The sequence below is a fragment of the Haloplanus litoreus genome (assembly GCF_045690335.1).
Lineage (GTDB): Archaea > Halobacteriota > Halobacteria > Halobacteriales > Haloferacaceae > Haloplanus > Haloplanus litoreus.
In genome coordinates this window covers 1,854,461-1,879,954 of the sequence record NZ_CP147874.1, presented here as the reverse complement: position 1 = coordinate 1,879,954, position 25,494 = coordinate 1,854,461, and the positions used below count along the sequence as shown (strand labels likewise).

Annotated in this window: 28 protein-coding genes and 1 tRNA gene; 17 read left to right on the top strand and 12 right to left on the bottom strand. The window is 67.4% G+C overall.

Annotation, left to right across the window (positions count from 1 at the left end):
- Positions 1–3 precede the first annotated feature (3 nt).
- From V8686_RS10200 to cofD, 4 genes are read right to left on the bottom strand one after another with little or no spacing between them, the layout of a single operon-like run.
- Positions 4–609 carry a DUF447 domain-containing protein gene (locus V8686_RS10200; RefSeq protein ID WP_379703882.1) on the bottom strand — a complete coding sequence of 202 codons (606 nt, stop codon included), beginning with the start codon at positions 607–609 and terminating at the stop codon, positions 4–6.
- Positions 606–1,502, bottom strand: a complete 897-nt coding sequence (locus tag V8686_RS10195; RefSeq protein ID WP_379703881.1) for a triphosphoribosyl-dephospho-CoA synthase — start codon at positions 1,500–1,502, stop codon at positions 606–608. Before V8686_RS10195 ends, V8686_RS10200 begins: the two co-directional genes overlap by 4 nt.
- Positions 1,499–2,296, bottom strand: a complete 798-nt coding sequence (locus V8686_RS10190; RefSeq protein ID WP_379703880.1) for a beta/alpha barrel domain-containing protein — start codon at positions 2,294–2,296, stop codon at positions 1,499–1,501. The genes V8686_RS10195 and V8686_RS10190 overlap by 4 nt, the downstream gene beginning before the upstream one ends.
- A complete protein-coding gene (gene cofD, locus V8686_RS10185; RefSeq protein ID WP_379703879.1) occupies positions 2,296–3,288 on the bottom strand; it encodes a 2-phospho-L-lactate transferase in 993 nt (330 codons plus the stop codon). Before cofD ends, V8686_RS10190 begins: the two co-directional genes overlap by 1 nt.
- Positions 3,289–3,412: 124 nt before the next feature.
- Between cofD and V8686_RS10180 the strand changes: the two genes are divergently transcribed.
- The 5 genes from V8686_RS10180 (at position 3,413) to V8686_RS10160 (ending at position 8,783) form a co-directional block, all read left to right on the top strand.
- Positions 3,413–4,156 (top strand): proteasome assembly chaperone family protein, encoded by a 744-nt coding sequence (locus V8686_RS10180; protein WP_379703878.1) that lies wholly within the window; start codon positions 3,413–3,415, stop codon positions 4,154–4,156.
- A 45-nt stretch (positions 4,157–4,201) separates the two neighbouring features.
- Positions 4,202–4,804, top strand: a complete 603-nt coding sequence (locus V8686_RS10175) for a nucleotide exchange factor GrpE (protein WP_379703877.1) — start codon at positions 4,202–4,204, stop codon at positions 4,802–4,804.
- A 163-nt stretch (positions 4,805–4,967) separates the two neighbouring features.
- Entirely contained in the window at positions 4,968–6,878 is a 1,911-nt protein-coding gene (dnaK, locus tag V8686_RS10170; RefSeq protein WP_379703876.1) for a molecular chaperone DnaK, read from the top strand.
- A 51-nt stretch (positions 6,879–6,929) separates the two neighbouring features.
- On the top strand, positions 6,930–8,087 hold the full coding sequence (gene dnaJ / locus V8686_RS10165; RefSeq protein ID WP_379703875.1) for a molecular chaperone DnaJ: 1,158 nt from the start codon (positions 6,930–6,932) through the stop codon (positions 8,085–8,087).
- Positions 8,088–8,783 carry an AMP-binding protein gene (locus tag V8686_RS10160; protein WP_379703874.1) on the top strand — a complete coding sequence of 232 codons (696 nt, stop codon included), beginning with the start codon at positions 8,088–8,090 and terminating at the stop codon, positions 8,781–8,783.
- A gap of 3 nt (positions 8,784–8,786) precedes the next feature.
- On the opposite strand, the gene V8686_RS10155 is transcribed toward V8686_RS10160, so the two are convergent.
- Positions 8,787–9,449 (bottom strand): hypothetical protein, encoded by a 663-nt coding sequence (locus V8686_RS10155; protein WP_379703873.1) that lies wholly within the window; start codon positions 9,447–9,449, stop codon positions 8,787–8,789.
- A 13-nt stretch (positions 9,450–9,462) separates the two neighbouring features.
- Positions 9,463–10,098, bottom strand: a complete 636-nt coding sequence (locus tag V8686_RS10150) for a metal-dependent hydrolase (RefSeq protein WP_379703872.1) — start codon at positions 10,096–10,098, stop codon at positions 9,463–9,465.
- Positions 10,099–10,281: 183 nt separating this feature from the next.
- Between V8686_RS10150 and V8686_RS10145 the strand changes: the two genes are divergently transcribed.
- Complete coding sequence (locus V8686_RS10145) at positions 10,282–11,679, top strand: short-chain fatty acid transporter (protein ID WP_379703871.1); 1,398 nt, start codon at positions 10,282–10,284, stop codon at positions 11,677–11,679.
- A 48-nt stretch (positions 11,680–11,727) separates the two neighbouring features.
- On the opposite strand, the gene V8686_RS10140 is transcribed toward V8686_RS10145, so the two are convergent.
- Positions 11,728–12,369, bottom strand: coding sequence for a dienelactone hydrolase family protein (locus V8686_RS10140; protein ID WP_379703870.1), 642 nt, complete (start codon positions 12,367–12,369; stop codon positions 11,728–11,730).
- A gap of 157 nt (positions 12,370–12,526) precedes the next feature.
- On the opposite strand from V8686_RS10140, the gene V8686_RS10135 reads away from it, so the two are divergent.
- From V8686_RS10135 to V8686_RS10125, 3 genes are all read left to right on the top strand, one after another.
- Entirely contained in the window at positions 12,527–13,744 is a 1,218-nt protein-coding gene (locus tag V8686_RS10135; RefSeq protein ID WP_379703869.1) for a CBS domain-containing protein, read from the top strand.
- Positions 13,745–13,865: 121 nt separating this feature from the next.
- Complete coding sequence (locus V8686_RS10130) at positions 13,866–14,327, top strand: DUF2267 domain-containing protein (RefSeq protein WP_379703868.1); 462 nt, start codon at positions 13,866–13,868, stop codon at positions 14,325–14,327.
- Positions 14,328–14,351: 24 nt separating this feature from the next.
- Positions 14,352–14,435: transfer RNA gene (locus V8686_RS10125), tRNA-Ser, on the top strand.
- A 296-nt stretch (positions 14,436–14,731) separates the two neighbouring features.
- Here V8686_RS10125 and V8686_RS10120 read toward each other — a convergent pair.
- Positions 14,732–14,881: a DUF7557 family protein gene (locus V8686_RS10120; protein WP_379703867.1), complete on the bottom strand. Its 150-nt coding sequence runs from the start codon at positions 14,879–14,881 to the stop codon at positions 14,732–14,734.
- A gap of 149 nt (positions 14,882–15,030) precedes the next feature.
- Here V8686_RS10120 and V8686_RS10115 point away from each other — a divergent pair, with 149 nt between their 5' ends.
- Positions 15,031–15,480, top strand: coding sequence for a universal stress protein (locus tag V8686_RS10115; RefSeq protein WP_379703866.1), 450 nt, complete (start codon positions 15,031–15,033; stop codon positions 15,478–15,480).
- A 15-nt stretch (positions 15,481–15,495) separates the two neighbouring features.
- Here V8686_RS10115 and V8686_RS10110 read toward each other — a convergent pair whose 3' ends face one another.
- Both V8686_RS10110 and arcC read right to left on the bottom strand, forming a co-directional pair.
- The gene (locus V8686_RS10110) at positions 15,496–16,242 is read right to left on the bottom strand and encodes a proteasome assembly chaperone family protein (RefSeq protein ID WP_379703865.1); all 747 of its coding nucleotides are present in this window, start codon (positions 16,240–16,242) and stop codon (positions 15,496–15,498) included.
- A gap of 94 nt (positions 16,243–16,336) precedes the next feature.
- Positions 16,337–17,266 (bottom strand): carbamate kinase, encoded by a 930-nt coding sequence (gene arcC, locus V8686_RS10105; protein WP_379703864.1) that lies wholly within the window; start codon positions 17,264–17,266, stop codon positions 16,337–16,339.
- 32 nt (positions 17,267–17,298) lie between these two features.
- Here arcC and V8686_RS10100 point away from each other — a divergent pair, with 32 nt between their 5' ends.
- Together V8686_RS10100 and V8686_RS10095 are read left to right on the top strand one after the other, a co-directional pair.
- Positions 17,299–18,639: a cyclic 2,3-diphosphoglycerate synthase gene (locus V8686_RS10100; RefSeq protein ID WP_379703863.1), complete on the top strand. Its 1,341-nt coding sequence runs from the start codon at positions 17,299–17,301 to the stop codon at positions 18,637–18,639.
- 137 nt (positions 18,640–18,776) lie between these two features.
- Positions 18,777–19,358, top strand: a complete 582-nt coding sequence (locus V8686_RS10095) for a GNAT family N-acetyltransferase (RefSeq protein ID WP_379703862.1) — start codon at positions 18,777–18,779, stop codon at positions 19,356–19,358.
- On the opposite strand, the gene V8686_RS10090 is transcribed toward V8686_RS10095, so the two are convergent.
- The gene (locus tag V8686_RS10090; RefSeq protein ID WP_379703861.1) at positions 19,355–19,570 is read right to left on the bottom strand and encodes a hypothetical protein; all 216 of its coding nucleotides are present in this window, start codon (positions 19,568–19,570) and stop codon (positions 19,355–19,357) included. The two genes, V8686_RS10095 and V8686_RS10090, sit on opposite strands and share 4 nt — an antisense overlap.
- 86 nt (positions 19,571–19,656) lie before the next feature.
- On the opposite strand from V8686_RS10090, the gene cdd reads away from it, so the two are divergent.
- The 3 genes from cdd to V8686_RS10075 all read left to right on the top strand — a co-directional run bounded on the left by cdd (position 19,657) and on the right by V8686_RS10075 (position 22,565).
- Complete coding sequence (gene cdd / locus V8686_RS10085; RefSeq protein WP_379703860.1) at positions 19,657–20,073, top strand: cytidine deaminase; 417 nt, start codon at positions 19,657–19,659, stop codon at positions 20,071–20,073.
- Between the two features lie 411 nt (positions 20,074–20,484).
- Entirely contained in the window at positions 20,485–21,288 is an 804-nt protein-coding gene (locus V8686_RS10080) for a nucleoside phosphorylase (protein ID WP_379703859.1), read from the top strand.
- Positions 21,289–21,386: 98 nt separating this feature from the next.
- Positions 21,387–22,565, top strand: a complete 1,179-nt coding sequence (locus tag V8686_RS10075; RefSeq protein ID WP_379703857.1) for an NAD(P)/FAD-dependent oxidoreductase — start codon at positions 21,387–21,389, stop codon at positions 22,563–22,565.
- Positions 22,566–22,844: 279 nt separating this feature from the next.
- Here V8686_RS10075 and V8686_RS10070 read toward each other — a convergent pair whose 3' ends face one another.
- Complete coding sequence (locus V8686_RS10070; protein WP_379703856.1) at positions 22,845–23,378, bottom strand: Rrf2 family transcriptional regulator; 534 nt, start codon at positions 23,376–23,378, stop codon at positions 22,845–22,847.
- Between the two features lie 122 nt (positions 23,379–23,500).
- On the opposite strand from V8686_RS10070, the gene V8686_RS10065 reads away from it, so the two are divergent.
- Both V8686_RS10065 and rocF read left to right on the top strand, forming a co-directional pair.
- Positions 23,501–24,445: an NAD-dependent epimerase/dehydratase family protein gene (locus tag V8686_RS10065; protein ID WP_379703855.1), complete on the top strand. Its 945-nt coding sequence runs from the start codon at positions 23,501–23,503 to the stop codon at positions 24,443–24,445.
- Positions 24,446–24,602: 157 nt separating this feature from the next.
- On the top strand, positions 24,603–25,493 hold the full coding sequence (rocF, locus tag V8686_RS10060; RefSeq protein ID WP_379703854.1) for an arginase: 891 nt from the start codon (positions 24,603–24,605) through the stop codon (positions 25,491–25,493).
- The last annotated feature ends 1 nt before the right edge of the window (position 25,494 follow it).

Sequence of the window (25,494 nt, the reverse complement as noted above, 5' to 3'; positions counted from 1 at the left end):
CCACTAAAGCGATTCGTTCCGTCGCTCCCGCCACTCGGTCAGGTCGTCGAGGCGGGCGAAGGCCTCGCGTTCCGCCGGCCCCCCACAGCGCGCCACCGTCTCCGCGAAGTACGCGAGACGGTCGAGGAGGACAGCGGTGTCGAAGGCGGGGACGTCGAGACGGGAGGCGGCCACCGTCGCGTCGACGACGGCGTAGAAGCCCCGGTTGATCGTCGGCACCGTCTCCTCTCGAACGGCCGACTCGACTGGCGTGAGCGCCCAGCGAACCCACTCGGTGCCGTCCTCGACGCCCTCGTCGAGGCGCTCGGCGGTCACCTCGACCCACGCGGCCGCCCCCGTCCGCACGGGGTCGTCCGTCTCGGTCACGTCGAGAGCGGCGTCGACGAACTCCCGGGGGTCGGTCGTGAACTGGACGACTCCGCCGCCCCGGCGTTCGAAGTTGCCCCGGGTCCGAGTGCGCCCCCACGTCGTCGCGGTCGCGGCATCGTCGGCCGATTCGGGGGCGTGGAGACCGAGTGCGGCCTGATTCCACCGGTCGTTCGGACCGAGCGTCGCCACGACGGATTCGGTGACGCCGCGAAGGTCGACCGGCCACGTCGTGTCGGTCACACCGGGACCCCCCGTTCGAGGGCGACGAAGGCCGCTGCCGCGGTGAGATCGGCGGTCGTTCCGGGGTTGATCCCCTCCGCGCGGAACGCCTCGGCCAGGTCCTCGGCAGCGTCGAGATCACCGCGAACCGCGTCGGCCCGGCGACTCACCGCCCGTGCCGTGTCGTCGCCGTGTTCGACGGCGACGAGCGTGTCCGGGCGTTCGGCGAGCAAGTCGAGGAAGGCCCGCGCGAGGCGGTCGGTGACCGGTCCCGCGTCGTCGAGAACGGCGTCGGCGGCCGCGAACGTCCGCTCGAACCCAGTCGTCCACTCGCGGGCGTTGTCGTCACCGTCGGCGCTCAGTTCCATCACGTCCGCGAGCGTCAGGTCGCGCTCCCGGAGCGCCGGAATCGCGTCTGCGCCGCGGCGCACGTCGAGAGCGTCGGCCTCGGCCGGCGGGTCGTCTACCGCCACGTCGACGTGTTCGAAGGCGCGGTAGAAGCCCACCGCGTCGTCGACCGTCGTCGTCTCCACCACGTCGGCGACGCCCGTCGGCGAGAGCCGATCCGTCGCGGCCGCCCGAACCAGCGGGACGAGGAGGAGCAGACAGCCGAACTGCGTATTGTCGCCCTCCTGCTGGCTCATACCGCGGACCGAACGCTCGAAGGCGTCGCCGAGAGCCGGCGGCCCGTCGTTCCCGTCGCCCGTGGCCAGTTCCAGTCCAGCCCGTGCCCCCACCGCGCCCGCGAGGAAGTGTTCGAACAGCAGATCGTCGTGGTCGCGGCGGCGGTCCACGTTGCCCGGTTTGGGCGTACTCGCCACCTCGAGGAGGAGGGCGAGTTCGGCGTGATCGACCGGCGTCATGTCCGGACGGGGGTGCGCACTCCCCGGGGGACGTCGTCCCTCGCCGCTCATCCAGGCACCTCCCTCTCCTCCTCTCTCTCCCCCTCCCGTTCCCGTTCGAGCGTCCGCCCGTCGTCCGCGCGACGGCGCGCCCAGTCGTCGACGGCGCGGGCGACCCGTCGGAGGACGGCCGGATCGTCGCTCGGCCGGCCGACGCTGACGCCGTCGGCGCCGTAGGCGAGGTACTCCCACGTCGTCTTCCGGTCGCGGACCCCGTTGTTCGCGAGGACGAACGAATCAGGGGCCGCGGCGGCGACGTCGGCGACGACGGCTTCGCTATCCATGGCGTCGACGTGGATCACGTCCGCGCCCGCGTTCGCGACCCGTCGCGCCGTCGCCGGGAGATCCACCCCGTCGACTTCGGCTCGCACCTTCACGCTCACCGTCGCGCCCGTCTCGCTCGCGGCGGCGACGTACCGCCGAAGCCGCGGCGTGTCGCGGAGGAGCGTCTCGCCACAGCCCACGGCGCAGAGTTCCGCTTGCCGGCAGTGGGCGTTGACCTCGACGACGGCGTCGTGACGGGCACAGACCGCGGCCACCTCGCGGATGGGGTCGACGGTGGCGCTTCGGACGTTCAGGCCCGCACGGATCGGCGCGTCGTCGAGGGCGGCGAGTTCGGCGTCGGCGAAGTCCAGGGGGTCGTCGGGGAGGAACTCCTCACGGCCGCGGGCCACCAGGTCGTGGGCGGCGGCGCGGGACGCGTCGTCGACGGCGAGGCCGCCCAGGAGGGCGAGGTCGGCGAATTCGGCGCCGGCACGCGCCCACGCGGCGTCCGCCGCACCGCTGAGGCTCGCCAGTGCCAGCATCACCGCACCTCCGCGAGGGCGTCGGCGACGGCGCGGACGACGCGTTCGGCGTCGTCGAGGCCGTCGATCCGGGTGTCGGTTCTGACGACCGGCCGGTCGAGGTCGGTGCCGTCCTCGCCGTCGAGGACGAACGCGTCGGCGAAGGGGTAGGCCTCGGCGACGCCGGCGGTCGACGGGTCCCAGCCGACGCCGCGCATCAGATCGTCGGCCGGCCCGGAGAACACCTCGTCCTCGACGAACGGCGAGACGGCGACGACCGGCGTGTCGTCGAGGGCGTCCTCGACGCCGGGGAGCGCACGGATCGGCCCGACGCTCGTGACGGGGTTCGATGGACCGATGACGACCGGGGCATCGAGGGCGTCGCGGACGGCCGGCGTCGGGTCGGCCGTCTTCGCGCCCCGGAACTCCACGTCCGCGACCGGGGGCGCGGCGCGGTGGGCGACCCAGTACTCCTGGAAGTGCATCGCGCCCGAGTCGGTGTGGACGATGGTCGCCACGGGGTCGTCGCTCATGGGCAGGAGGGAGACGGTGAGGTCGAAGGCGTCGGCGAGGCGGCGGGTCACCTCGGTCAGGGTCTGCCCCTCGTCCAGCAGGCTGGTTCGGGTGAGGTGGACGGCCCGGTCGCGGTCACCGATCTCCATGAACTCCGCGACGCCCGAGAAGCGACGCCAGCGGGCGATTCGGCGGCCGGCAGTCTGGCTGTCGGGCGGGAGGTATCGCGGGCCGCCGGAGAGGCCAGCGGCCGCTGCGAGTCGGTCGAGTTCCTCGTGCGTAGCTGTCGTGTCGCCGTCGATGCCCCACCACCGTTCGCGGTCGATCACCCCGCCGCCGCGGAAGAGGACGGTGTCGAGGTCAGGACAGACGAGCAACCCGCCGAGTTCCACGTCGTCGCCAGTGTTGGCGACGACGGTGACTCGCTCCGGATCGAAGGCGGCCGCCACCCCGTCGAGGAGTTTGGGCGTGCCCGTCCCGCCGGCGAGAAACGTAACCATGCGCGCCGTAGAGGGCGGGTGGATTTGTGCCTTTGGGGCGGCGACTGGCAGCGACGAGTACGGGTTGCCGTCCCCGCCGCACGCGTCCTTCACGTTTAGGACGCCGCCGACCGAAGGAGTGGGTATGACCGGAATCGATGTCCTCCGGGACGACGTGTCGCTCGACGCACCGACGCTGGTCGAGGGGTTGCCGGGAGTCGGACTGGTGGGGAAACTCGCCGCCGATCACCTCGCGGAGACGTTCGAGATGGTCCACTACGCAAACGTCCACTGCGAGGGATTACCGCCGGTGACGACCTACGAGGACGGTGACCGGGAGTTGGTGACGCCGGTCCGACTGTACGCCGACCCGGAGCGGAATCTACTCGCCCTGCGGAGCGACGTGCCCGTCTCGCCGGGGGCGGCACTGGAGTTCGCGTCGTGTCTGGAGAGCTGGTACGACGATGGCGAGGTGACGCCCATCTACCTGAGTGGGATCGGTCGGGGACGAGCGGAGGAGGAGTCTCCCGGGCTGTACGGCGTCGGCACCGGAGCGGGGAGCGACCGCCTCGCGGAGGTGGGTATCGACTCGCCCGACGAGTCGGGACTCGTCTCGGGACCGACGGGCGCGCTGTTGAACCACGCGGTGCGAACCGGGCGGACGGCCGTGGGACTGATCGTGGAGTCGACGCCGCAGTTCCCGGACCCGGAGGCGGCGGCCCACCTCGTCGAGGACGGTATCGGGCCGTTGCTCGGCTTTGCGGTGCCGGTCGACGACCTGATCGACCACGCGGAGGAGATCAGGCAGGCGAAACGCCGTCTGGCCCGGCAGATGCAGGAGGCAGACGAGACGAGTTCGCAGGCCCGGCCGCTCGGGATGTATCAGTGAGCGCGTTCTGCAAGCCTTAAGCGACCCGAGGCGTTTCCTTCGACCATGCAAGAGGATGCGGCCGACGGTACGACGACGGACGGCACCGTCCCCGACGGCGAGGACGCCGGCGAGACGGAGGCCCTCGCCGACCGGGTCGCCGAGTACGACACTGACCTCGGAGCGGCCGTCGAGGACCTCGAAGCCCGGATCGAGGACCTCGAAGCACAGTTGGCGGAGGAGGAGACCCGTGCCGACGACCTGGAGTCGCGACTGAAGCGCAAGCAGGCCGACTTCCAGAACTACAAGAAACGCGCCGAACGGCAGAAAGAGGAGATCAAAGAGCGCGCAACCGAGGATTTCGTGGCGCGCCTGGTTCCGGTGCGCGACGACCTGGTGCGCGCCGTCGAACAGGACGACGACGTCGACATCCGCGACGGTGTCGAGTCCACGCTGGCGTCGCTGGACCGCGTCCTCGAATCGGAGAACGTGGCGGCTATCGAACCGGAGGCGGGCGACGAGGTCGATCCGGTCCGCCACGAGGTGATGATGCGTGTCGAGAGCGACCTTCCGGAGGGTACCATCGTCGACGTCTACCGGCCCGGCTACGAGATGGCGGGGTCGGTCCTCCAGGAGGCACAGGTCACGGTCAGCGACGGATCGGCGTAGGCGGACAGTGCCCCGACGCGATGAATTGCAGTTCTACATAAATGGCACTGGTGCCGAGTAACACCGGAGTCCGAAATCGACAGACGGTAGGGACCCGCTCTGGAGCGGTGCCTCGCCCTGTCTAGTAACCTTTAACCGAACTAAACCGGTAGTCAGGGACAAGATGGCGAGCAACAAAATTCTGGGTATCGACCTCGGGACCACGAACAGCGCGTTCGCGGTCATGGAGGGAGGCGATCCGGAGATCATCGTAAACGGCGAGGGTGATCGGACGACACCCTCGGTCGTCGCCTTCACCGACGACGAACGGCTCGTCGGGAAGCCGGCGAAAAATCAGGCCGTCCAGAACCCCGAGCGGACGATCCAGTCGATCAAGCGTCACATGGGCGAGGAGGATTACGCCGTCGAGATCGACGGCGAGGACTACACGCCGGAGCAGATCTCGGCGATGATCCTCCAGAAGATCAAGCGCGACGCGGAGGAGTACCTCGGGGACGAGGTGGAGAAAGCCGTCATCACGGTGCCGGCGTACTTCAACGACCGGCAGCGACAGGCGACCAAGGACGCCGGCGAAATCGCCGGCTTCGAGGTCGAACGCATCGTCAACGAGCCGACGGCGGCGTCGATGGCCTACGGCCTCGACGACGAATCCGACCAGACGGTCCTCGTCTTCGACCTCGGGGGCGGCACCTTCGACGTGTCGGTCCTCGACCTGGGCGGCGGCGTCTACGAAGTCGTCGCCACGAACGGGGACAACGACCTCGGCGGCGACGACTGGGACGAGGCGATCATCGACCACCTCGCCGAGGAGTTCGAGAACGAACACGGGATCGACCTCCGCGAGGACCGGCAGGCGCTCCAGCGGCTGAAAGACGCCGCCGAAGAGGCCAAGGTGGAACTCTCCTCGCGCAAGGAGGCAGACATCAACCTGCCGTTCATCACTGCAACGGACAACGGGCCGGTCCATCTCGAAACGTCGCTCACCCGCGCGAAGTTCGAGTCGCTGACGAGTGACCTGCTGGAGCGGACGGTCGAACCGACCGAGCAGGCGCTCGCGGACGCGGGCTACTCCAAGAGCGACATCGACGAAGTGATTCTCGTCGGCGGGTCGACGCGGATGCCGCAGGTCCAAGAGAAAGTCGAGGACCTCGTCGGTCAGGAGCCGAAAAAGAACGTCAACCCCGACGAGGCCGTCGCGCTGGGTGCGGCGATCCAGGGCGGCGTCCTCGGCGGCGAAGTCGACGACATCGTCCTACTTGACGTGACGCCCCTGTCCCTGGGAATCGAAGTCAAGGGTGGCCTGTTCGAGCGTCTCATCGAGAAGAACACCACCATCCCGACCGAGGAATCGAAGATCTTCACGACCGCGGCGGACAACCAGACGATGGTCCAGGTCCGCGTCTTCCAGGGTGAACGCGAAATCGCCGAGGAGAACGAACTGCTCGGCGAGTTCCAGTTGACCGGCATCCCGCCGGCGCCCGCCGGCACGCCGCAGATCGAGGTCGGCTTCAACATCGACGAGAACGGCATCGTCAACGTCGAGGCCGAGGACAAAGGCTCCGGCAACGCCGAGTCGATCACCATCGAGGGCGGCGCCGGTCTCTCCGACGAAGAGATCGAGAAGATGCAGGCGGAGGCCGAGGAACACGCCGAGGAAGACCAGCAGCGTCGCGAGCGGATCGAAGCCCGCAACGACGCCGAGAGCGCGATCCAGCGCGCGGAGACGCTGCTCGAAGAGAACGAGGAGAACGTCGACGACGAGATCCGCGAGGCAGTCGAGGAGGCTATCGGCGCGGTCGAGGAGACCCTCGAGGACGAGGACGCGGAGACCGAGGAACTGAAGGAGGTCACCGAGACACTGTCCGAGGAACTCCAGGAGATCGGCAAGCAGATGTACCAGGAGCAGGCCCAACAGGCCCAGGCCGGCGCCGGTGGTGCGGGCGCCGGACCGGGCGGCATGGGCGGCATGGGCGGTGCCGGCCCCGGTGCGGGCGACGGCGACGGCGACGGCGACGGCGAGGAGTACGTCGACGCCGACTTCGAAGAGAAAGACGACGACGAAGACGACGCGTAGTTCCCGAGCCGCGTTTTTGAAATAGGTAGGAACGGTACGAGACCACAACTAATGACAGAGGATTTCTACGACGTACTCGGAGTCTCCCGAGACGCCTCCGAAGACGAGATCAAACAGGCGTACCGGAAGAAGGCGTCCGAGTACCACCCGGACGTGAGCGACGACCCGAACGCCGAGGAGAAGTTCAAGAAGGCGAAGAAGGCAAAGGAGGTACTCACCGACGAGGAGAAGCGACAGGCGTACGACCAGATGGGCCACGAACGCTTCGAACAGGCCGAGAAGCGCGGGGGCTTCGACGGCGGGGGAGGCGGTGCCGGCGGGGCACGCGGCAACCCCTTCGGCGGCGGTGGCGGTGGCGCCGGCGGATTCGAGGACATCTTCGAGCAGTTCTTCGGCGGTGGCGGCCGCGGCGGCGGCGGTGACCGGCCCCGACAGGGGCGGGACCTGCGTACGTCGCTGCAACTGGATCTGGAGGAGGCTTTCCAGGGCGTCGAGCGTGAGTTCACCGTCACGCGACCGACGCAGTGTCCGGACTGCGACGGCGAGGGCCACCCACCCGACGCCGACGCGGAGACGTGTCCGAACTGTGACGGCCGCGGGCAGGTCACCCAGGTGCAACAGACGCCGTTCGGCCGGATGCAACAGACGGGAACCTGTCGCCGCTGTGGTGGCGAGGGCACCCTCTACAGCGAGACGTGTTCGACCTGTGGTGGCGAGGGACAGATCCGTGAGGAGTCGACGCTCTCGGTGGACATCCCCGCGGGCATCCGCGACGGGCAGACCCTCCGGATGGAAGGCGAGGGCGCGCCCGGAGAGAACCGCGGGCCGAACGGCGACCTGCTGATCGAGGTGTCGGTGGCCGACCACCCCGACTTCGACAGGGAGGGCGACGACCTGCAGTACCAACACCCAATCTCCTTCCCACAGGCGACGTTCGGGGACACCGTCGAGGTGCCGACGCTCGACGGCACCGTCGAGATGGACGTGCCCGCCGGCACACAGAGCGGCGAGACGTTCCGCCTGAAGGGCAAAGGGATGCCACGCCTCCGCCGCCGAGGGCGGGGTGACCTCTACGTCCAGGTGCAGGTCGTGACGCCGGAGGACCTGAACGAGGAACAGCGCGAGGCACTCAAGCAGTTCGCCGAGGCCGGCGGCGAGGAAGTCGACGTGAAGGAAGGCTTCTTCGAGCGGATCAAGAGCAGTTTCTGAATGACCGTCATCGGCGACCTGGTCGGCCGTGACCGCCGAAGCGACCGAGTCGCCCTCCGCATCGCGACTCGTGACCGCGAGGTGAGCTACCGTGACTTCTGTACGACGGCCTGGAAGGCCGGCCACGCACTCAGCCACCAAGGTGTCCACGAGGGGTCCCGTGTCGCCCTCGCACCCGACCCGGAACCACAGATCATCGAAACGCTGTTCGGCGCGGCGCTTCTCGGAGCGTGCGTCACCTTCGACGTGGACGCGCCGGGACGGATCGTGATGGGTCACGTCGACCGGGAGGCGGCGCTCGACGACGGCGAGCGGAAGGTACTCGTCTACGGTGGCGCGCCGGACGCCGCGACGACGACCCACTGGGAGGGCGTCGTCTGGAGCGAGAACCCGTCGATGCCACCGGGCGAGCGCTCGCCGGACGACCCGGTGTTGTGCCACGAGGGATCGGCGCAGACACACCGCGACCTGTTGGCCCGGGCAGAGCGCGTCGTCGACGACGCCGTCCTCGACGCCGAGACGGCCGTCGCGCTTCGCGCACCGCTCGCCGATCCGCGCGCGGTCGTCGCGGGTGTGATCGCTCCGCTGCTGGTCGGTGGAACGGTCGTCCTGCCCGGCGATGGGGCGGCGGCCGAAGTGGCCGTGAGCGGCGACTCGGTCCCGGAGACGCGGCGGATCGACCTCGGCGGAGTGTAGGGGTCAGCCAGTCGTTCGGATGCCAAGGACAGCGAGGGCCGAACCGACGACCACGAGCCCCGTACTCCAGAGGAGGACGAGCCGAGTCAGCGCTGGCGTCCGTTCGAGGACCGGAACGAAGATGGAAAGATCCAACAGCACGACCACCAGCGCCCCGAACGCGTCGAAACCCAGATCGAGAGCCGTATCCCGCCACCCGTAGTGGACGAGGACGGGGTCGACGTCGAACCGCTCGCCGACGTCGCGGGCGACGAGTTCGACGAGTTCCCAGAACACGCCGATGGCGACTGTCAACAGGAGTGTGGCGGCCGGCACGGCGAGAGGCGGTTGTCCCGAGTCGGCGCCGCTGACGAGGAGGGCGGCGTAGAGGAGCGCAGCGACGAGCGCCGCCGACACGGTGTGGGTCAGGTGGTCCCACCACGTGACGGACTCGTAGAGACCGAGCATCCCCAGACAGTGGAGGAAGCCCGCGACGGCGACCCACAGCGAGATCGTCGAACCGACGCCCGCGAGGTGGCCAATCGCGAGCGTCGGCAGGACGGCGAGGACGAGGGCGAGGACCGCGTTGACGGTCACCGACGGGTCGCGACGTCGGATCCCCTCGAGGAGTGTCCCGCCGATGGCGACCTGTACGGCGAGCGTGAGGGAGCCGAAGACGTCGAACATCGATACGGTTGGATTAGTCGTCCCTCGGGGAGGTGAGAGTGGGACCGTCGATCCGGTATCGGGCGGGAAGGTACGGGCGCGTCCACGTCGGCAGGGCCGACACGAGGCGTTCGACGAGGGCGGGGAGGGTGCGGCGGACCGCGGTGTAGACGGCGGCAACGGTCAGGGAACCGGCGACGAGCCACGAGTAGGGGGCGTCGACGACGACGAGGAGGGGGACAGCCAGCACTGTCGCGAGGAGGAGGTCGGACGGCGACCCGTCGTACCGAACCCCCGGACGCGGCGCGATCCAGCGGCCGTGGTAGTGGTCGTAGACCGCGCGACGGGAAGTGCCCTCCCACGGTCGGAGTTCCAGACCGCCGCCGTAGGCGTCGGCGACGCAGTGAACCGCCGCCGCGAGGAAGAGCGACGCGAGGGCGGCGGCCGACGTCGACGGCACCAACAGCGCGGCGAGGACCCCGATCCCGCCGGCCACCGAGTAGTAGACCGGGTAGTGGAGAGTCTTCCGGTGACCGACGTACATATCCAGGTCGGGGAGGACACCCCCCAGGAACCCGGCGACGAGGGCGGTGCTCGAAAGTTCGGGCATCGCGAGTGCCACCGGGAGCGCCACCAGCATCCCACCGATGGCGTGGGTCGGCAACATCATCTCGTCGGCACAGAGGCGGTACGGCCGTTTGAGGATGTCGGTTACTTGAATAGCGGAAGACCGACAGGGGGAGAACGGACGACTATCGGCGGACTGCTACCCGATTCCGACACCGCAGTCGGCGGCCTATGTCACCGGCGGGCATAGGTTTATAACCGATTATCATGTCGCTTGTGAACGTCTATGACAGCAAGACAGAGCGTGCAATCGTTCGGTCGAACGATGGCGGACTGGTCGGAGAAGTGGGTTCCCAGCCCGTTCCTGTTTGCGGTGATCCTGACGATCATCGCCTACGTGGCCGCGATAGCGTTCACACCGGACGGGCCGTATGAAAACATCCAGAACTGGTACGACGGATTCTGGACCCTCCTGACGTTCGCGATGCAGATGGTGTTGATCCTGGTCACGGGGTACGCCGTCGCCGACTCCGATTTCGTCAGTAGCTACCTGGACAAACTGGCGTCGATTCCGAACGACAACACACAGGCGGCGGCGCTCGTGGCGGCCGTCTCCCTGTTGTTCGGGTACTTCCACTGGGGTATCGGACTCATCGTCGGCGCCATCTTCGCCATCTTCGTGGCGCGCGCGGGCCACGAACGGGGCAAGACGTTCCACTATCCGATCCTCTGTGCGGCGGGCTATACGAGCCAGACCATCTGGCACGTCGGCCCGTCGACGAGTGCGGGACTGCTCTCCGCGACGGAAGATCACCCGTTCCAGGATATCATCGGCATCGTTCCGCTGAACGAGAGCGTGTTCACCATCTACGCGCTGGGCATCGCGGTACTGGTGTTCCTGACGGTCATCCCCGTCCTGGCGTTTCTCGCCCCGGAGGAGGAGGACGCGACGGGTATCGACGATTACGCCCCAAGCCTGCTCAAGGACGACGCCCCCGAGGACACCGTCGCCGACGGCGGCACCGCGGCGGCGACCGGCGTCAGTCGGTCGCCGGCGGACCGCCTCAACGACAGTCGGGCCATCGCCTACCTCATCGGTCTGGGCATGATGGTGTACGTGATCAACTACTTCGTCACCGCCGGCGGCATCGGCGAAGCACTCGACCTCAACGTGTTCAACTTCACGTTCATCGCCCTCGGCCTGTTCTTGCACAAGACGCCCGCAGCGTACATGGAGACCATCCGTGACGCCACGGAGGGGGCAGCCGGCATCATCCTGCAGTTCCCCTTCTACGCGGGGATTCTGGGCATCATCAGCAACTCCGGGCTCTCCGACCTGATCGCCGAGGGTCTGCTCGCGGTGGCGACACCGCAGACGTTCCCGGTCATCGCGTGGCTCCTCGGTGGCGTCATGAATCTGTTCGTCCCGAGCGGTGGCGGCGAGTGGGGCATCATCGGCGGCGTCGTCGGAAGCGCGGCGGTCGAACTCGGCGTGCCGCCGGGCAAGGCTATCGTCGCCTACGGCGTCGGTGACATGTGGACGAACATGTTCCAGCCGTTCTGGGCCATCCCGCTGCTCGGCCTGACGAAGGTTCGCGCTCGGGATATCCTCGGGTACACCATGATCGTGATGGTCGTGCTGTTCCCGGTGTTCGCCATCGGCCTGTACTTCCTGCCGTACTGAGCGCCGTCGCGACTCCGGTCACCCTGTGACCGGATTTCTCACCGGTCCCTACGCGAGCGCCTCGACGAACCAGTCGGCCGCACGGTCGGCCATCACTTCGAGTTCCCCGTCTCCCTCGAAGAGGTGACCGGCGCCGGGGACGACGTGCAGGTCCTTCTCGCAGGTGAGTTCCTCGAACGCCCGGCGATTGAGTTCGAGCACCTCCGTGTCGGCACCGCCCACGACGAACAGCGTCGGCGCCCGTACGTCGGCGAGCGCGTCGCTCGCCATGTCGACGCGTCCACCACGGGAGACGACGGCGTCGACGTCGTCGCCGAAGTGCGCCGCAGCGCGGAGCGCGGCGGCGGCGCCCGTACTGGCGCCGAAGTACCCGAGGCGCAGATCGGCGGTGGTCTCGCGCGTCCATAGCCACTCGGTGACGGCGATCAATCGCTCCGTCAGCAGGGAGATGTCGAATCGGTTCTCCCGGTTTCGGTCTTCGGCCTCCGTGAGCAGGTCGAACAGCAGCGTCCCGATACCGTGTTCGCGGATCACGTCGGCGACGTAGTTGTTGCGCGGACTGTGCCGGCTGGACCCACTGCCGTGGGCGAAGACGACCAGTCCCGGGGCGTCCGCCGGCACCGAGAGCGACCCGTCGAGTTTGACGCCGTCTGCCGGGATGGAGACGGTCGATTCGGGCGGGGAAGTCATGTGTGAACGTAAGGCACGGACCGCTCTGTACGACCGGGGCTGTTGTCACCCGACGGGAACCATCGGCGTACTTTTGTTACAGAGTGTATAACTTTCGGCGGCACCGAGAACCCCTCCACGGGGCGCCGACGTGCGGCCGATACGAGGCGATACACCAATGGACATCACAGACATCATTTCCCGAGAGTACGTAGAGTTCGCCCCCGAAACGCGGGCATCGAAACTGGTCGGGGCGTTCGACGATCCGTCGGTCGCCGGCGTCGTCGTCGTCGGGGACGAGTTCGAAGGGGTCGTCACGAGACGGCAACTCGCCACGTCACACCACCAGCCGAACGAGACGGTCGGCTCGCTGGTCTGGCACGTGCCCCGACTCGACCCGGACGAGGACGTACGCGAGGTGGCACAACTCATGATCGACAGCGACTCCAAACTGCTACCCGTCTTCGATGGCGGCACGCTGACGGGCGTCGTCACCGCGGACGGGGTACTCCGGGCAGTGCAGTCGTTCCTCGACGCGGCGACGGTGGCCCAGGCGATGACGTCCGACATCGTATCACTCGAACCGGACGCGACCCTCGGCGAAGCCCTCCACGACTTCCGGGAGCACCGCATCACGCATCTCCCGGTGGTCGAGGCGGGATCCGTCACGGGCATTCTGAGCCTCTACGACGTGATGGGGCTGACGGTGCGCTCGTCCCAGCGGAGTCAGGGCGGCGACGCGAGCGGGACGGACTCCTTCGGTGGCGGGCTTTCGGAGAGCGCTGGCCGGTCGCGCGGCGGCGGCTTCGGCGCCCGCGAGGGGGAACTGCAGCGGATTCTGGATTTCCCCGTCAGGGACGTGATGACGTCGCCGGTCCGCACCGTCGACCGGGAGGAGACCCTCGACGTGGCCGTCGACGCGATGTTCGACGTCGGCGGATCGTCGCTGGTCGTCACGGAGGACGGGGACCCGGTCGGCATCGTCACGAAGACGGACGTCCTCGACTCCCTGACGTGGGAGGCGGGCGGCAACCGGAGCGTCCAACTCTACGGCAGCGACCTGCTGGACGACGTGAGCTACGAGGAGGTGGTCGCGATGATCGACGGACTGGACGACCGGGATCACGGCATGAACGTCATCGACGCCAAGATCCACCTCCACGAACACGACGAGATGCTCCGCGGGACGCCGCTGTTGCTCGCACGTATCCGCCTGCACACCGACGACGGCCAGTACATCGCTTCCGGCGAAGGGTACGGCGCACGGCACGCGATCAACGAGGCGCGGGACGTGCTCCAGCGACAGATTCGCGACCAGAAGACCCACGGGAAGACGAAAAAACACCCGGACGAGGCGTTCTGGGAGAAGCGATTCGGCTGGCTCCTCGAAGCCTGAGCGACGGGCGTCGCTCCCGCGAACGCACCCATTCCGGACGTGCCGTTCCCGCGTGTACAGTTCCCACACGATAAGAACGGGCGACGCCATTGATTACGTACTCCGAACGAGTGTCAACTGCATGAAATTCGACGAGTTCACCGGCACGGTACAGCACCGTCTCGAACTCCCCGGCACCGGCGAAACCCTTCGGGCCATCCGTGCGACGTTGATGACGCTCGGCCAGCGGATTCCCGCCGGGGCCGCCGAGGACCTCGCCGCCTCGCTACCGATAGAGATCAAGTGGTACATGACCGGCGCCGTCCACGAACACGGCCAACGCTTCGACTGGGCGGAGTTCATCACACGAGTCAGCGATATCGAAAACGCGGACCGGGCCGACGCGGCCTACCACGCACAGGTCATCGTCGACATGATTCACGACCTGGTGCCAGCCTCGGACTTTCGGCAACTCCGCGACCAGCTCCCGGAGAGCGAGGACGACGAGAACTGGCGGAAGCTGTTCGAACTGACCGACGCGGGCGGGTGGAGTGAGGCGAACGAAGCCCAGACGGGTGGCGGCCCCCAAGAGACCGACGAGTAATCGACCCGTCGGAGTCGCACGGTCGGTGGGATGACGGAGTGGACTATCGTGCCTGCCTGGAAAGCAGGTGGCCGCGAGGCCTCGTGGGTTCGAATCCCACTCCCACCGCTGAACCGTGAGCGTCAGCGAGCGGTTCGCGGTACGGGGAGTCGAATCAGGAAATGAAACTGCCGGCGGTCGGCGCCCCCGCGGGGAAACGAGAGCCGCTGGGCCCGGCGTCCGTCGCGGCTCGGGCGAATTCGTACCGGTCCCCCGTTCGACGGCGCAGTCGAAGCCGCGTTGCCGGACGGGGCGCACCGTCGGACGCTCGCTACAGGCATCCGACATCTCCCAAGAGCACGAACGTCCCGGGAGTTCGATCCGGAGATCGTCCGCACGTCGTCACGGACGCCCACCGGCGCCGCTCACTCCGAGTAGCCTTCCTGCAGGAACGTCCCTTCCGTCTCGTACATCGAGATCAGTTCCTCGATCAGCTCCTCGTAGGTCTCGTCTTCCTCGAGGTGGTCGTCCAGGCGTGCTCTGAGTTCGTCGCTGATTTCGAGCGTGTAGGGCATGAGACGGAGAGGTATCGGTGTCACGGCCACAAATAGGCCGCCGGCTATTCTCACGAAGTAGTAACTAATCGAACAAAACGAACATCGAACTTCCCATCGCGCTGGAACGACGTCTCCGTTTAACCTCGGTTCGCGACTTACGGGTTGTTATGAAGCTTCTCGTCGCGGTGGACGGCTCCGAGGAAGCGAACGAGGCGCTAGCGTACGCGACCGATATCGCGGACGCGACGAACGGATCGGTGACGGTGGCCTACGCCGTCGACCCGGCCATCTACGACCGGGGTGGAACGGGGCCCATCTCGTCGCTCTCGGATGCCGAGCAGCGACTCGTCATCGAGAACATCGAGGACACCGAAAATCGGGGGCTAGAGGTCCTCGACGACGCCACCGACTTCGCGGCCGACCTTGGCCAAGAGGTAGAGACGGAACTCCTCTACGGCACTCCGGTCGTTGCCATCACCGATTTCGCCGAGGAGGAGGGGTTCGACACCATCGTGGTCGGCCACCGCGGCCGGTCGGAGCGAACGGAGCGACTGCTCGGGAGCGTCGCCAAGGGGATCGTCGAGCGGACGACGGTCACCGTCACCGTTGTCCGCTAACCGCCGTCGGGACGGTCACTGATACATCGGCGTCCCCGTCGGCTTCCGACCGTCCCCCTGCTGGTACTGTTGTAGCTGTTCGGCGAGTTGTCGTTTCTGTCGCTGGATCTCCTCGGCCTGTTCGCGGAGTGCCTCGGTGTCGACCTCGAAGTCGACGAGGGGTTCGAGCGCGTCCTCGATGACGGTTCGGGCAGCACCCGGGTCGGGGATGTACGGGTTCGAGCGAACGACGAGCACGGCCGCCGGTATGTCGGCGTGGTAACACTCGTCGAGTAGTGCCCCCGTCACGCCGCCGATGACGCCCGATCCGTCGGCGAGGGAGATTCCCGCGCCGGTGAGTGCGGCCTCCAAGTCGTCGCTCGTCGCCACACCGACGACGTCCCCGACCTCGGACTCCGAGTCGGCGGGCGCCCCGGCGAGGAAGATTGCCCGCTCGAACGACTCGGCCAGGTCGGCCACCACGCACCGACTCAGCGAGCCGACCGAGTCCGGTGGGATCGGTACATCACTCTGCAGCGTCAACACGGCCGGATCCGTCCCACCGTAGACACGAACCGAATCGCGAACTCGCCCGTCGGCGAACGCCGCGACCGGGGGGAAGTCCTCGGAGTGGATCGTGCCGTACTGGTCGAGTGCCAACTGGTTCGTGACCTGGTCGACGGCGATGGAGGCGACCATGCCCAGGCCGGGGAGGCCCTCGATGAGCGTCGCAGCGTCCGTCTCGAAGTTCGTCGTTCGCTCGAATGTTGCGTCTGTACTCACGTATCGACACCGGTGAGTCTCACCACCCGTCAGCACCTAATGAGGGCGCCTCGTTTCCAGCGCGTGGGAACGGACGCGGCCTGTCGACACCGCGTCAGGATACCACTCGTGTGCCGGCATCGCCGGCCAGCGCGTCCGCCAGTCGCTCCGGCGTCGTGATCACGGCCCGCTCCCCGTCTTCCTCGACGAACCGACAACAGGCCTCGACCTTCGGGTGCATGCTCCCCGCGGCGAACGCCCCATCGTCGAGGTGTCGCCTGAGGGCCGCGGCGGACACCTCGCGGAGAGGCCGTTGCCCCGATTCGCCGTAGTTCACGTAGGCGTACTCGACGTCGGTGAGGACGACGAGCGTCTCGGCACCGACTTCCGAGGCGAGCAGTCGGGAGGTGTGGTCTTTGTCGACGACGGCTTCCACCCCACGGAGACCCCCGTCTCGGACAACGGGAACGCCGCCGCCACCGCCGCAGATCACCGGCTTCCCGCGGTCGACCAGGCGGGAGATCTCGTCGGCCTCGACGACCGACACCGGTTCCGGCGAGGGGACGACGCGACGGTAGGGCCGTTCGCCGTCACCGACCGCGCGGGTTTCGAACGGCTTGGACGACGCCTCGGCCTCGGTGTAGAACGGGCCGACCGGTTTGGTCGGGGAGTCGAACGCCGGATCGTCGGGGTCGACGACCACCTGCGTCACCAGCGTCAGTGTTTCCGTGACGCCCGGGCGTTCGTTGTCGAGGGCCCGCTGGAGCAGGTAGCCGATGCTCGCCTGCGTCTCCGCGACCAGAACGTCAAGCGGGTGCTGTGGCGTGTCCGGGGCCGACTCCTGTTGAAGCATCAGATTGCCGACCTGTGGACCGTTGCCGTGGGTGAGCACCAGGTCGTATCCGGCGTCGACGGCGTCGGCGAGTCGGCCGGCGGTTCGTTCGATTGCGGCGACCTCTTCGTCGGCAGTCCACGGACCGTGCTGACCGAGGAGCGTGTTGCCGCCGAGAGCGACGACGACCGGCGACCCTGGAGCGTCGACCATACGCTTTCCTTGCTCGGCAAGTAGTTAGTAGTATGACTCGGACGCGAGTCCTGATTATGGGCGCGGCCGGACGCGACTTCCACGACTTCAACACGGTCTTTCGGGACGACGACGACACCGAGGTGGTCGCGTTTACCCGTGCCCCGGGCCAGAACCTCGGCGAACTGGACGACGCAACCGAGCGCCGATACCCGCCAGAACTGGCCGGCGACCGGTACCCCGACGGGATTCCGATCCGCCCCGAAGAGCGTCTGGAACGCATCGTCACCGACGAGGACGTCGATACGGTGGTGTTCTCGTACTCCGACGTCTCCCACGAACACGTCATGCACGCGGCGTCGCGTGCGCTGGCCGCGGGCGCCGACTTCCGTATCGTCGGGCCGGATCGGATGATGCTCGATGCGGCGGTTCCCGTCGTCGCCGTGGACGCGGTGCGCACCGGCTGTGGCAAGTCCCAGACCGCCCGGAAGTTCGCGGCTCTGCTGGCGGACCGCGGGCGGGACGTGGTCGTCGTCAGGGAGCCGATGCCTTACGGTGACCTCGCTGCCCAGCGGGTGCAACGCTTCGAAACCCTCGCGGACCTCGACGACGGGGCGGTCACAATCGAGGAGCGTGAGGAGTACGAGAGCCACCTCGAACGGGGCCACGTCGTGTACGCGGGCGTCGACTACGAAGCGGTCCTCGACCGGGCCGAAGCGGAGGCAGACGTGCTCGTCTGGGACGGCGGCAACAACGAACTCCCCTTTTTTGTGCCCGACCTCCACGTGGTCCTGGTGGACCCCCACCGGGCGGGGGCGGAACTGCGCTACCATCCCGGAGAGACCAACCTCCGTCTCGCGGACTACGTACTCATCAACAAGGAAAACACCGCCGACGTCGCCGATATCCGGACGGTCGAGGCGAACGTCCGCCGGACGAACCCCGACGCGAAAATCATCCACGCGAACTCGACGATCACGGCCGACGGCGACGCCATCGCCGGCAAGCGCGTCCTCGTCGTCGAGGACGGCCCGACGCTCACCCACGGCGACGCCCCGTACGGCGCCGGTCTGCTCGCCGCCCGCAAGTACGGCGCCGCCGACATTGTCGATCCGGAACCGGGGGCCGTCGGCTCGCTCCGACGGGTGTTCGACGAGTACGACCACCTCGACGCCGTCCTTCCGGCGATGGGATACAGCGAGGAACAGATCCGGGATCTGGAGGCGACGATCCGAAACGCCGATCCGGAGGTGGTCGTCTCGGGGACGCCCCACGACCTTGGCCGCCTGATCGACGTGGGCGTCCCAGTCGTGCGGGTTCGCTACGAACTGGCGGAGAAGAACCTCACGCTGGCTACCGTCCTCGACCGTCACAGCGAGGCGCTCGGCGAGTGATACTGTCGGCTGTTTCGAAGAGAGTCACCACTCCCGGTTGCGAATCTCCGTCTCGACGTACAGCCGGCCGTGTGAGGTGGCGCGGTCCGAACGCCGACCGGGGAATCCTTTTACTGTCCCGCTGAGTACGTCGGGACATGTACGTCCGGGATGCCAAGAACCGAGACGAGGCCTGGTTGCTCGACCACATCGAGGAGATGGCCCTGGACGACGCCGCCTTCCGGTCCCGGGACTACGTCATCGCAGTGGACGAGGAGACGGACGAACGGGCGGGGTTCGGCCGCGTCCGCATTCACAAGACCGACGCGGGCGAGTACTGTGAACTCACGGGCGTGGGTGTCCTGCCCGCGTGGCGCGGTCAGGGCGTGGGGGCACACGTCGTCGAGCGACTGGTCGAGACGGCGGCAGCCGAAGGGTTCGAGACGGTGTATTCGGTGACCGATCGGCCCAACTACCTGGCCCAGTTCGGATTCGAACCGCACGAATCGAGCGCGTTGCCGGCGAAAATCGAGGAGCGATTGGCGGCCAAACGCGAGTCGGTCCAGCCGGACGCCGTGGCGACGAGCCTCAAGGTCGACGCGTTCGAGATGCCGGCCCGACTGCGTGAGGCGTTCAAGAACGCCAGCCCTCGTCAGGAGGAGGAATCGTCGAAGGCGGACGCCGAGGACTTCGGCATCGACCCGGAGAGCGCGACCTACAAGTACGACACCGGCCGTTAGGTCCGTTCTTCGAGGAAGTCGGTGCTGAACGCCAGCCACGCGAGCACCGTACAGAAGAGGATGGGCGGGAGGATGGCGAACGCCCAGAGGGGTTCGATTCCCCAGAACAGGAGGAGGAGCACGTCGGCGAGGCCAAGCAACAGGAACGGCGTCACCGCGAGCAGTGCGCGTCGTCGATTCGGCGTCGACGCCTCGCCCTGAGAGAGTGCCATAGGGCGCAGTCGGCGCTCCGCGAGTAAAAGTCCCTCGGGTGTCGGCGTCCGAGGGTATATGCGTGGACCGCCCGAACTCGGCGACCATGCCCGACGAACTCGTCGAACGCGCTCGCGACGCCCTCGACGCCGCCTACGTCCCCTACTCCGACTACCGGGTCGGAGCGGCGCTTCGAACCGCCGACGGCACCGTCTTCACCGGGAGCAACATCGAGAACGCCAACTACAGCAACAGCCTCCACGCCGAGGAAGTCGCCATCGCCGAAGCGATAAAGCGGGGTCATCGGGAGTTCGACCGCCTCGCCGTCGCTTCCGGTGCCCGCGACGGCGTCACCCCCTGTGGCATGTGCCGCCAGACGCTGGCGGAGTTCTGCGACGACGACCTGCCGGTGGTCTGTGACGAGGGCGGGGAGTCGACGAACGAGTACACTCTGGGCGAACTCCTCCCCGCGACTATCGGCCCCGAAACGCTCGAAGCGGCCACACGTATCGATACAGAGTGAAGTAACAAACGAACGAACACCAGTATCCAGAAATAGAATACATCCTTGAACAGTATAACGACTATGCAAGACATACACACATCACCTTTTTATGGGATGAGTGACATTACTCTAACAAGATGACCCAACTCAGCCGACCCACCGACCCGTCCGAGCTATCGACCTGCCCGTCCTGCGACAACGACGTGTTGAACGTCCAGGGCATCCACGCGTGCTCGACCTGTAGCTGGGTCACACCCAAGTACCGATAGCCGGCACCGCGTCAGCCAGCCTGCCGTCCAAGGGGCGTCCCACCACACCGTAGTGGCCTCCGTAAGTCGTCGCACACCCGATCGCGCGCGGTCTGGCCATCGGGTGCCCGGACAGACCCAAACGCTACGCTATTTGCTCACCGTCCCCGTACGGTTCTCCATGGGAGACCATACCGACCGGCAGTACCACCTCGAAGTCGCGCCCGGGGACGTCGCCGAGACGGTGTTACTGCCCGGCGATCCAGCCCGCGTCGACGTCGTGACCGATTACTGGGACGACGCCGAGATGGTCGCGAGCCACCGTGAGTACCGCACCGCTACGGGGACGCACGACGGGGCGCCCCTCTCGGTCACCTCTACCGGCATCGGGAGTCCGTCGGCGTCCATCGCCGTCGAGGAACTCGCTCGCGTCGGCGCCGAGACGTTCATCCGGGTCGGGTCCTGCGGCGCCATCCACCCGGAGATGGCCGTGGGTGATCTGGTCATCACGACCGGTGCGGTCAGGGGCGAAGGAACGAGCGACGAGTACGTCCGGGCAGAGTATCCCGCCGTCGCCGACCACGCGGTCGTGTCGGCGCTGATCGCGGCCGCCGAACGTCTCGGCTACGACTACCACTGCGGCGTCACCCTGAGCACGGACAGTTTCTACGCGGGGCAGGCCCGTCCCGGGTTCGAGGGATTCGAGGCACCCGGGAGCGAGACGTTGCTCGACGACCTCCGGGGCGCGAACGTGAAGAACATCGAGATGGAGGCGAGCGCCGTGTTGACGCTTGCGAACGTCTACGGTCTCCGCGCGGGCGCGGTCTGTACCGTCTTCGCCAACCGGACGACCGGCGAGTTCCGCACCGAAGGGGAGGGTCGGGCCGCGGAGGTCGGGGGACTGGCCGCCGCGCTCCTCCACAGGATGGACGAGCGACGCGACGAAGGTGGCGCGGACGCCTGGCACGCCGACCTCTCGCTCTAGAGAGACGGCCGTCGAGAACACCCTCGACAAGCGACCGATTCGCGGCCGCTCGCGGCCGTTTCAACACCCCTATAACGCATGGATTCGGATGGACGCGTATGACCTCTCAGGTCGTCGTTCTCGGGTCCGGGTACGCCGGTGCCGGCGCCGTCACACGCTTCGAAGAAGTAGCGGACGGTAGCGCCGAGTTGACCTGGATCTCCGAGCACGACTATCATCTCGTTCTCCACGAGGCTCATCGTGTCGTCCGTGACACGAGCGTCGCCTCCAAGATTTCCATCCCCGTCGACGAGATCAAATCTCCCGAGACGACGTTCCGACAGGACCGCGTCACGGGCGTCGACGTCGACGAACGGGAAGTCCACCTCGAGGACGGTGAGCCGGTCCCGTACGACTACCTGCTCGTCGCCCTCGGGAGTCGCACCGCCTTCTACGGCATCGAGGGGCTGAAAGAGCACTCTCACACGCTCAAGAGCCTCGACGATGCCCGCGAGATTCACAGCGACGTTGCCGACGCGGCCGCCGACGCGACCCGGACCGATCCGGCACAGGTCGTCGTCGGCGGTGCCGGCCTCTCCGGCATCCAATCGGCCGGCGAAATCGCCGAATACCGCGACGAACACCGCGCACCCATCGACGTGACGCTCGTCGAAGGTCTGGACGAAGTGTTCCCGGGCAACGATCCCGAACTCCAGGGCGCCCTCCGCAAACGCCTGGAAGCCGCCGGGGTCGACATCATGTGCGGTGAGTTCGTCTCGAAGGTCGACGAGGACACCATCTACGTCGGCGGTAGCGAAGAGGAGGACCCGACCGAACTCGACTACGACGTGTTCCTCTGGACCGGTGGCATCACCGGACAGGACGAACTCGCCGACGCCGCAGTGGACAAAGACGACCGGAGCAACCGGGTGTACGCCGACCGCGACTTCCGGACGAGCGACGAACGCGTCTTCGCCATCGGCGACTCGGCGCTGATCGAACAGGGGCCGGAGGAGTTCGCCCCACCGACGGCCCAGGCCGCCTGGCAGGCCGCAGAGGTCGCCGGTGAGAATCTCTTCCGTGCCGACAAGGGCCAGTCCCTGCGGACGTGGACCTACGACGACAAGGGGACGCTCGTCTCCGTCGGCGACGAAGCAGTCGCCCACGGCGTCGATCCCCTCCCGATCAACACCTTCGGCGGTGTCGGCGCGAAACTGTTGAAGAAAGCCGTCGCCGCACGCTGGATCGCGGACGTCTCCTCGGTCGGCCGGGCCATCGACGCCTGGTCGGACATGTAGACGAGACGGGGCGACTCACCACGACCGTCGATCCTGCCGAGCCACGTCGCCAGCCCGGCGCTCGTCGCCGTCTCCACCACGCCGAACGCGACGGTGGGCGACGGGCGAGGGATGAGGGGTGAAAGTCCGGCGGTGACGAGCGCCGCACGGTGGCGGTATCGTGACGAAAACTACCCTGGCCGTGTCCGCCGAGTCGCTCCGGTCGGGGGAGTCGGCCACCTCGGGGCGAGACGCCGCGGCCGACGCGTCGACGGTGACACGCGGTTGGTGACTGGCCGATCAGTGTTCCGGCTGTTCAGCCGGCGCCCGCATGTCGTCGATCCGCAGAATCAGGATGTTGTCGGTGTCGTCCTTGCCGTCGACGGTCCCGTCGATGACGAGTTTCGAGAGCGGCGTGGGACCGACGCGCACCTTGTCGCCTTCGTGGAACTCGCGGACCGAACCCTGCACGTGAATCTCCGCCCGACACAGGTCGGGATGGTGGACGGACGAGAGGTCGATTTCGCCGACGTTCGCGGTGTCGACGGGGTCGCCGTTGTGGAGCAGCGGGACGGCAGCCGGTTCGTCCATCTGATCCACGTCGAGTGCCTCGTAGGCGTTCGCCGTCGGCTTGTACCCACCCTTCGGTCCCGGTACGCCCTCGACCAACTGGAGGGCCTTCAGGCTCTGCATCTGGTTGCGGATGGTGCCCGGATTCCGGTCGACTTCGTCGGCGATATCTTCCCCTTTGACCGCGTCTTCCGTCTCGCGGTGGAGGTTGATGAGGGCCGTAAGGATCGTTTTCTGACTCGACGTCAGTTCGATTGATGACATGGGTTAGAGTTGGTGACTAGCGTTATTAAATTCGATGGATGTAGGGAAACCACGCTCGATTTCGAGTCGCCCCTCACCGTGAAAGCGATACGGCTTTGCATCTGTCGAGATTTGTCACCACCATGAGAGGGAAGCGCGTCTTGGTCACGGGCGGTGCAGGATTCATCGGGTCGAATCTGGCGAATCATCTCGCGGCCGACAACGAGGTCATCGCGCTCGACGACTGTCACCTCGGCACACCCGAGAACCTCGACGGCGTCGACGCGGACGGGAACGCCGACGGTCCGGTCGAGTTCGTCGACGGGAGCGTCCTCGACGACGACCTGCCGACCGACGTGGACGTCGTCTTCCACCTCGCCGCCTACTCCTCCTATACGATGGTCGAGGAGAACAAACGCGAGGCCACCCGCGTCAACGTGGAGGGGTTCGTCAACACGGTCGAGCAGGCTCGCGAGGACGGCTGTGACACCGTCGTCTACGCGACCACCTCCTCCATCTACGGCACCCGGACGGAGCCGTCGCCCGAGGATATGCCCATCGAGGCCCGCACCTGCTACGAGGCGTCGAAACTCGCGCGCGAACGCTACGGCGAGTACTTCGGTAACCACTACGACATGAGCCTCGCCGGCCTGCGCTTCTTCTCGGTGTATCAGGGCTACGGCGGCGCCGAGGAACACAAAGGCGAGTACGCAAACACCGTCGCGCAGTTCGCCGACGCCATCGCGGACGGCGAGGCCCCCGTCCTCTTCGGCGACGGTTCGCAGACCCGCGATTTCACCCACGTCGACGACGTGGTCCGTGCCATCGAACTCGCGGCCGAGGACGAACTCCACGGCATCTACAACGTCGGCACCGGCGAGAGCTACGACTTCAACACGATGGTCGAGATGATCAACGACGAACTCGGCACCGACGTCGACCCCGAGTACGTCGAGAACCCCCTGCCGGTCTACGTCCACGACACCATGGCCGACGCCTCGAAGCTCCGAGCGGCGACGGGCTGGGAGCCGGAGATAGGGTTCGAGGAAGGAGTCGCGCGGGTGTGTGCGCCCTACCGCGACGAGTGACGAGTGAGGAAGGAGTCGCGCGGGTGTGTGCGCCCTACCGCGACGAGTGACGAGTGAGGAAGGAGTCACGCGGGTGTGTGCGCCCTACCGCGACGAGTGAGCGACCCCCACCGTTCCGGACGTCCTCTTTTTCACGTCGAAGGCCCGACGATCCCACATGAACGAACCGGTCCGGATCCTCGGCGTCCCGACCGATTACGGGGCGAGTCGCCGCGGCGTCGACATGGGACCGTCGGCGATTCGCTACGCCGAACTCGGGGCCGCGCTCCGGGCCATGGGGCTGGAGCCGACCGACGCCGGTGACCTCTCCGTCCCGCGGGCCGAGGGTCGTGATCCCGGCCGCGCCGACGCCAAGTATCTCCCGGTCGTCGAGTCGGTGTGTACCCGGCTGGCCGACCGAGTGCGCGAGACGCTGTCCGCAGGCGGGACGCCGCTGGTCCTCGGGGGCGACCACTCCATCGCCATCGGATCGCTCGCGGGAGCGACCCACGACGCCGACGTCGGCGTCCTCTGGTTCGACGCGCACGGGGACTTCAACACGCCGACGACGACGCCGTCGGGAAACGTCCACGGGATGGCGCTCGCGGCCGCCCTCGGTCGCGGCGAATTCGGCGAACTGGACTGGGCGCGGGCACCGGGACTCGACCCCTCGCGGGTCGCCCTCGTCGGGGTGCGTGACCTCGACGCCGGCGAGCAGGCGGCCCTGCGCGGGAGCGACGTCCACGCCTACACGATGTCGGATATCGACGACAGAGGGGTGACGGCCGTCGTCGCCGACGCCGTGGACGCCGCGAGCGGCGGCGACGGCGTCCACGTCAGCCTCGACCTGGACTGGCTGGAGCCGACCGAAGCGCCCGGCGTCGGGACGCCGGTCCGTGGCGGCGTCACCTACCGCGAGGCCCACGCGGCGCTCGAACGGGTGGCCACGGACGCGACGGTGCGGTCGCTCGAACTCGTCGAAGTGAACCCGATTCTCGACGACCACAACGCGACGGGCGAACTCGCGGTGGAACTCGCCGCGAGCGCGCTCGGAAAACGGATCCTGTAGC

Bases quoted from the DNA above. Each gene is read 5' to 3' on its own strand.
- V8686_RS10150 (WP_379703872.1), bottom strand. From the start codon at position 10,098: ATGATGTTGCCGACCCACGCCATCGGTGGGATGCTGGTGGCGCTCCCG.
- V8686_RS10080 (WP_379703859.1), top strand. From the start codon at position 20,485: ATGGGAGACCATACCGACCGGCAGTACCACCTCGAAGTCGCGCCCGGG.
- V8686_RS10120 (WP_379703867.1), bottom strand. From the start codon at position 14,881: ATGCCCTACACGCTCGAAATCAGCGACGAACTCAGAGCACGCCTGGAC.
- dnaK (WP_379703876.1), top strand. From the start codon at position 4,968: ATGGCGAGCAACAAAATTCTGGGTATCGACCTCGGGACCACGAACAGC.
- V8686_RS10075 (WP_379703857.1), top strand. From the start codon at position 21,387: ATGACCTCTCAGGTCGTCGTTCTCGGGTCCGGGTACGCCGGTGCCGGC.
- V8686_RS10140 (WP_379703870.1), bottom strand. From the start codon at position 12,369: ATGACTTCCCCGCCCGAATCGACCGTCTCCATCCCGGCAGACGGCGTC.
- V8686_RS10065 (WP_379703855.1), top strand. From the start codon at position 23,501: ATGAGAGGGAAGCGCGTCTTGGTCACGGGCGGTGCAGGATTCATCGGG.
- rocF (WP_379703854.1), top strand. From the start codon at position 24,603: ATGAACGAACCGGTCCGGATCCTCGGCGTCCCGACCGATTACGGGGCG.
- V8686_RS10115 (WP_379703866.1), top strand. From the start codon at position 15,031: ATGAAGCTTCTCGTCGCGGTGGACGGCTCCGAGGAAGCGAACGAGGCG.
- cdd (WP_379703860.1), top strand. From the start codon at position 19,657: ATGCCCGACGAACTCGTCGAACGCGCTCGCGACGCCCTCGACGCCGCC.
- cofD (WP_379703879.1), bottom strand. From the start codon at position 3,288: ATGGTTACGTTTCTCGCCGGCGGGACGGGCACGCCCAAACTCCTCGAC.
- V8686_RS10100 (WP_379703863.1), top strand. From the start codon at position 17,299: ATGACTCGGACGCGAGTCCTGATTATGGGCGCGGCCGGACGCGACTTC.
- dnaJ (WP_379703875.1), top strand. From the start codon at position 6,930: ATGACAGAGGATTTCTACGACGTACTCGGAGTCTCCCGAGACGCCTCC.
- V8686_RS10095 (WP_379703862.1), top strand. From the start codon at position 18,777: ATGTACGTCCGGGATGCCAAGAACCGAGACGAGGCCTGGTTGCTCGAC.
- V8686_RS10145 (WP_379703871.1), top strand. From the start codon at position 10,282: ATGACAGCAAGACAGAGCGTGCAATCGTTCGGTCGAACGATGGCGGAC.
- V8686_RS10160 (WP_379703874.1), top strand. From the start codon at position 8,088: ATGACCGTCATCGGCGACCTGGTCGGCCGTGACCGCCGAAGCGACCGA.
- V8686_RS10175 (WP_379703877.1), top strand. From the start codon at position 4,202: ATGCAAGAGGATGCGGCCGACGGTACGACGACGGACGGCACCGTCCCC.
- arcC (WP_379703864.1), bottom strand. From the start codon at position 17,266: ATGGTCGACGCTCCAGGGTCGCCGGTCGTCGTCGCTCTCGGCGGCAAC.
- V8686_RS10070 (WP_379703856.1), bottom strand. From the start codon at position 23,378: ATGTCATCAATCGAACTGACGTCGAGTCAGAAAACGATCCTTACGGCC.
- V8686_RS10155 (WP_379703873.1), bottom strand. From the start codon at position 9,449: ATGTTCGACGTCTTCGGCTCCCTCACGCTCGCCGTACAGGTCGCCATC.
- V8686_RS10090 (WP_379703861.1), bottom strand. From the start codon at position 19,570: ATGGCACTCTCTCAGGGCGAGGCGTCGACGCCGAATCGACGACGCGCA.
- V8686_RS10180 (WP_379703878.1), top strand. From the start codon at position 3,413: ATGACCGGAATCGATGTCCTCCGGGACGACGTGTCGCTCGACGCACCG.
- V8686_RS10190 (WP_379703880.1), bottom strand. From the start codon at position 2,296: ATGCTGGCACTGGCGAGCCTCAGCGGTGCGGCGGACGCCGCGTGGGCG.
- V8686_RS10130 (WP_379703868.1), top strand. From the start codon at position 13,866: ATGAAATTCGACGAGTTCACCGGCACGGTACAGCACCGTCTCGAACTC.
- V8686_RS10195 (WP_379703881.1), bottom strand. From the start codon at position 1,502: ATGAGCGGCGAGGGACGACGTCCCCCGGGGAGTGCGCACCCCCGTCCG.
- V8686_RS10135 (WP_379703869.1), top strand. From the start codon at position 12,527: ATGGACATCACAGACATCATTTCCCGAGAGTACGTAGAGTTCGCCCCC.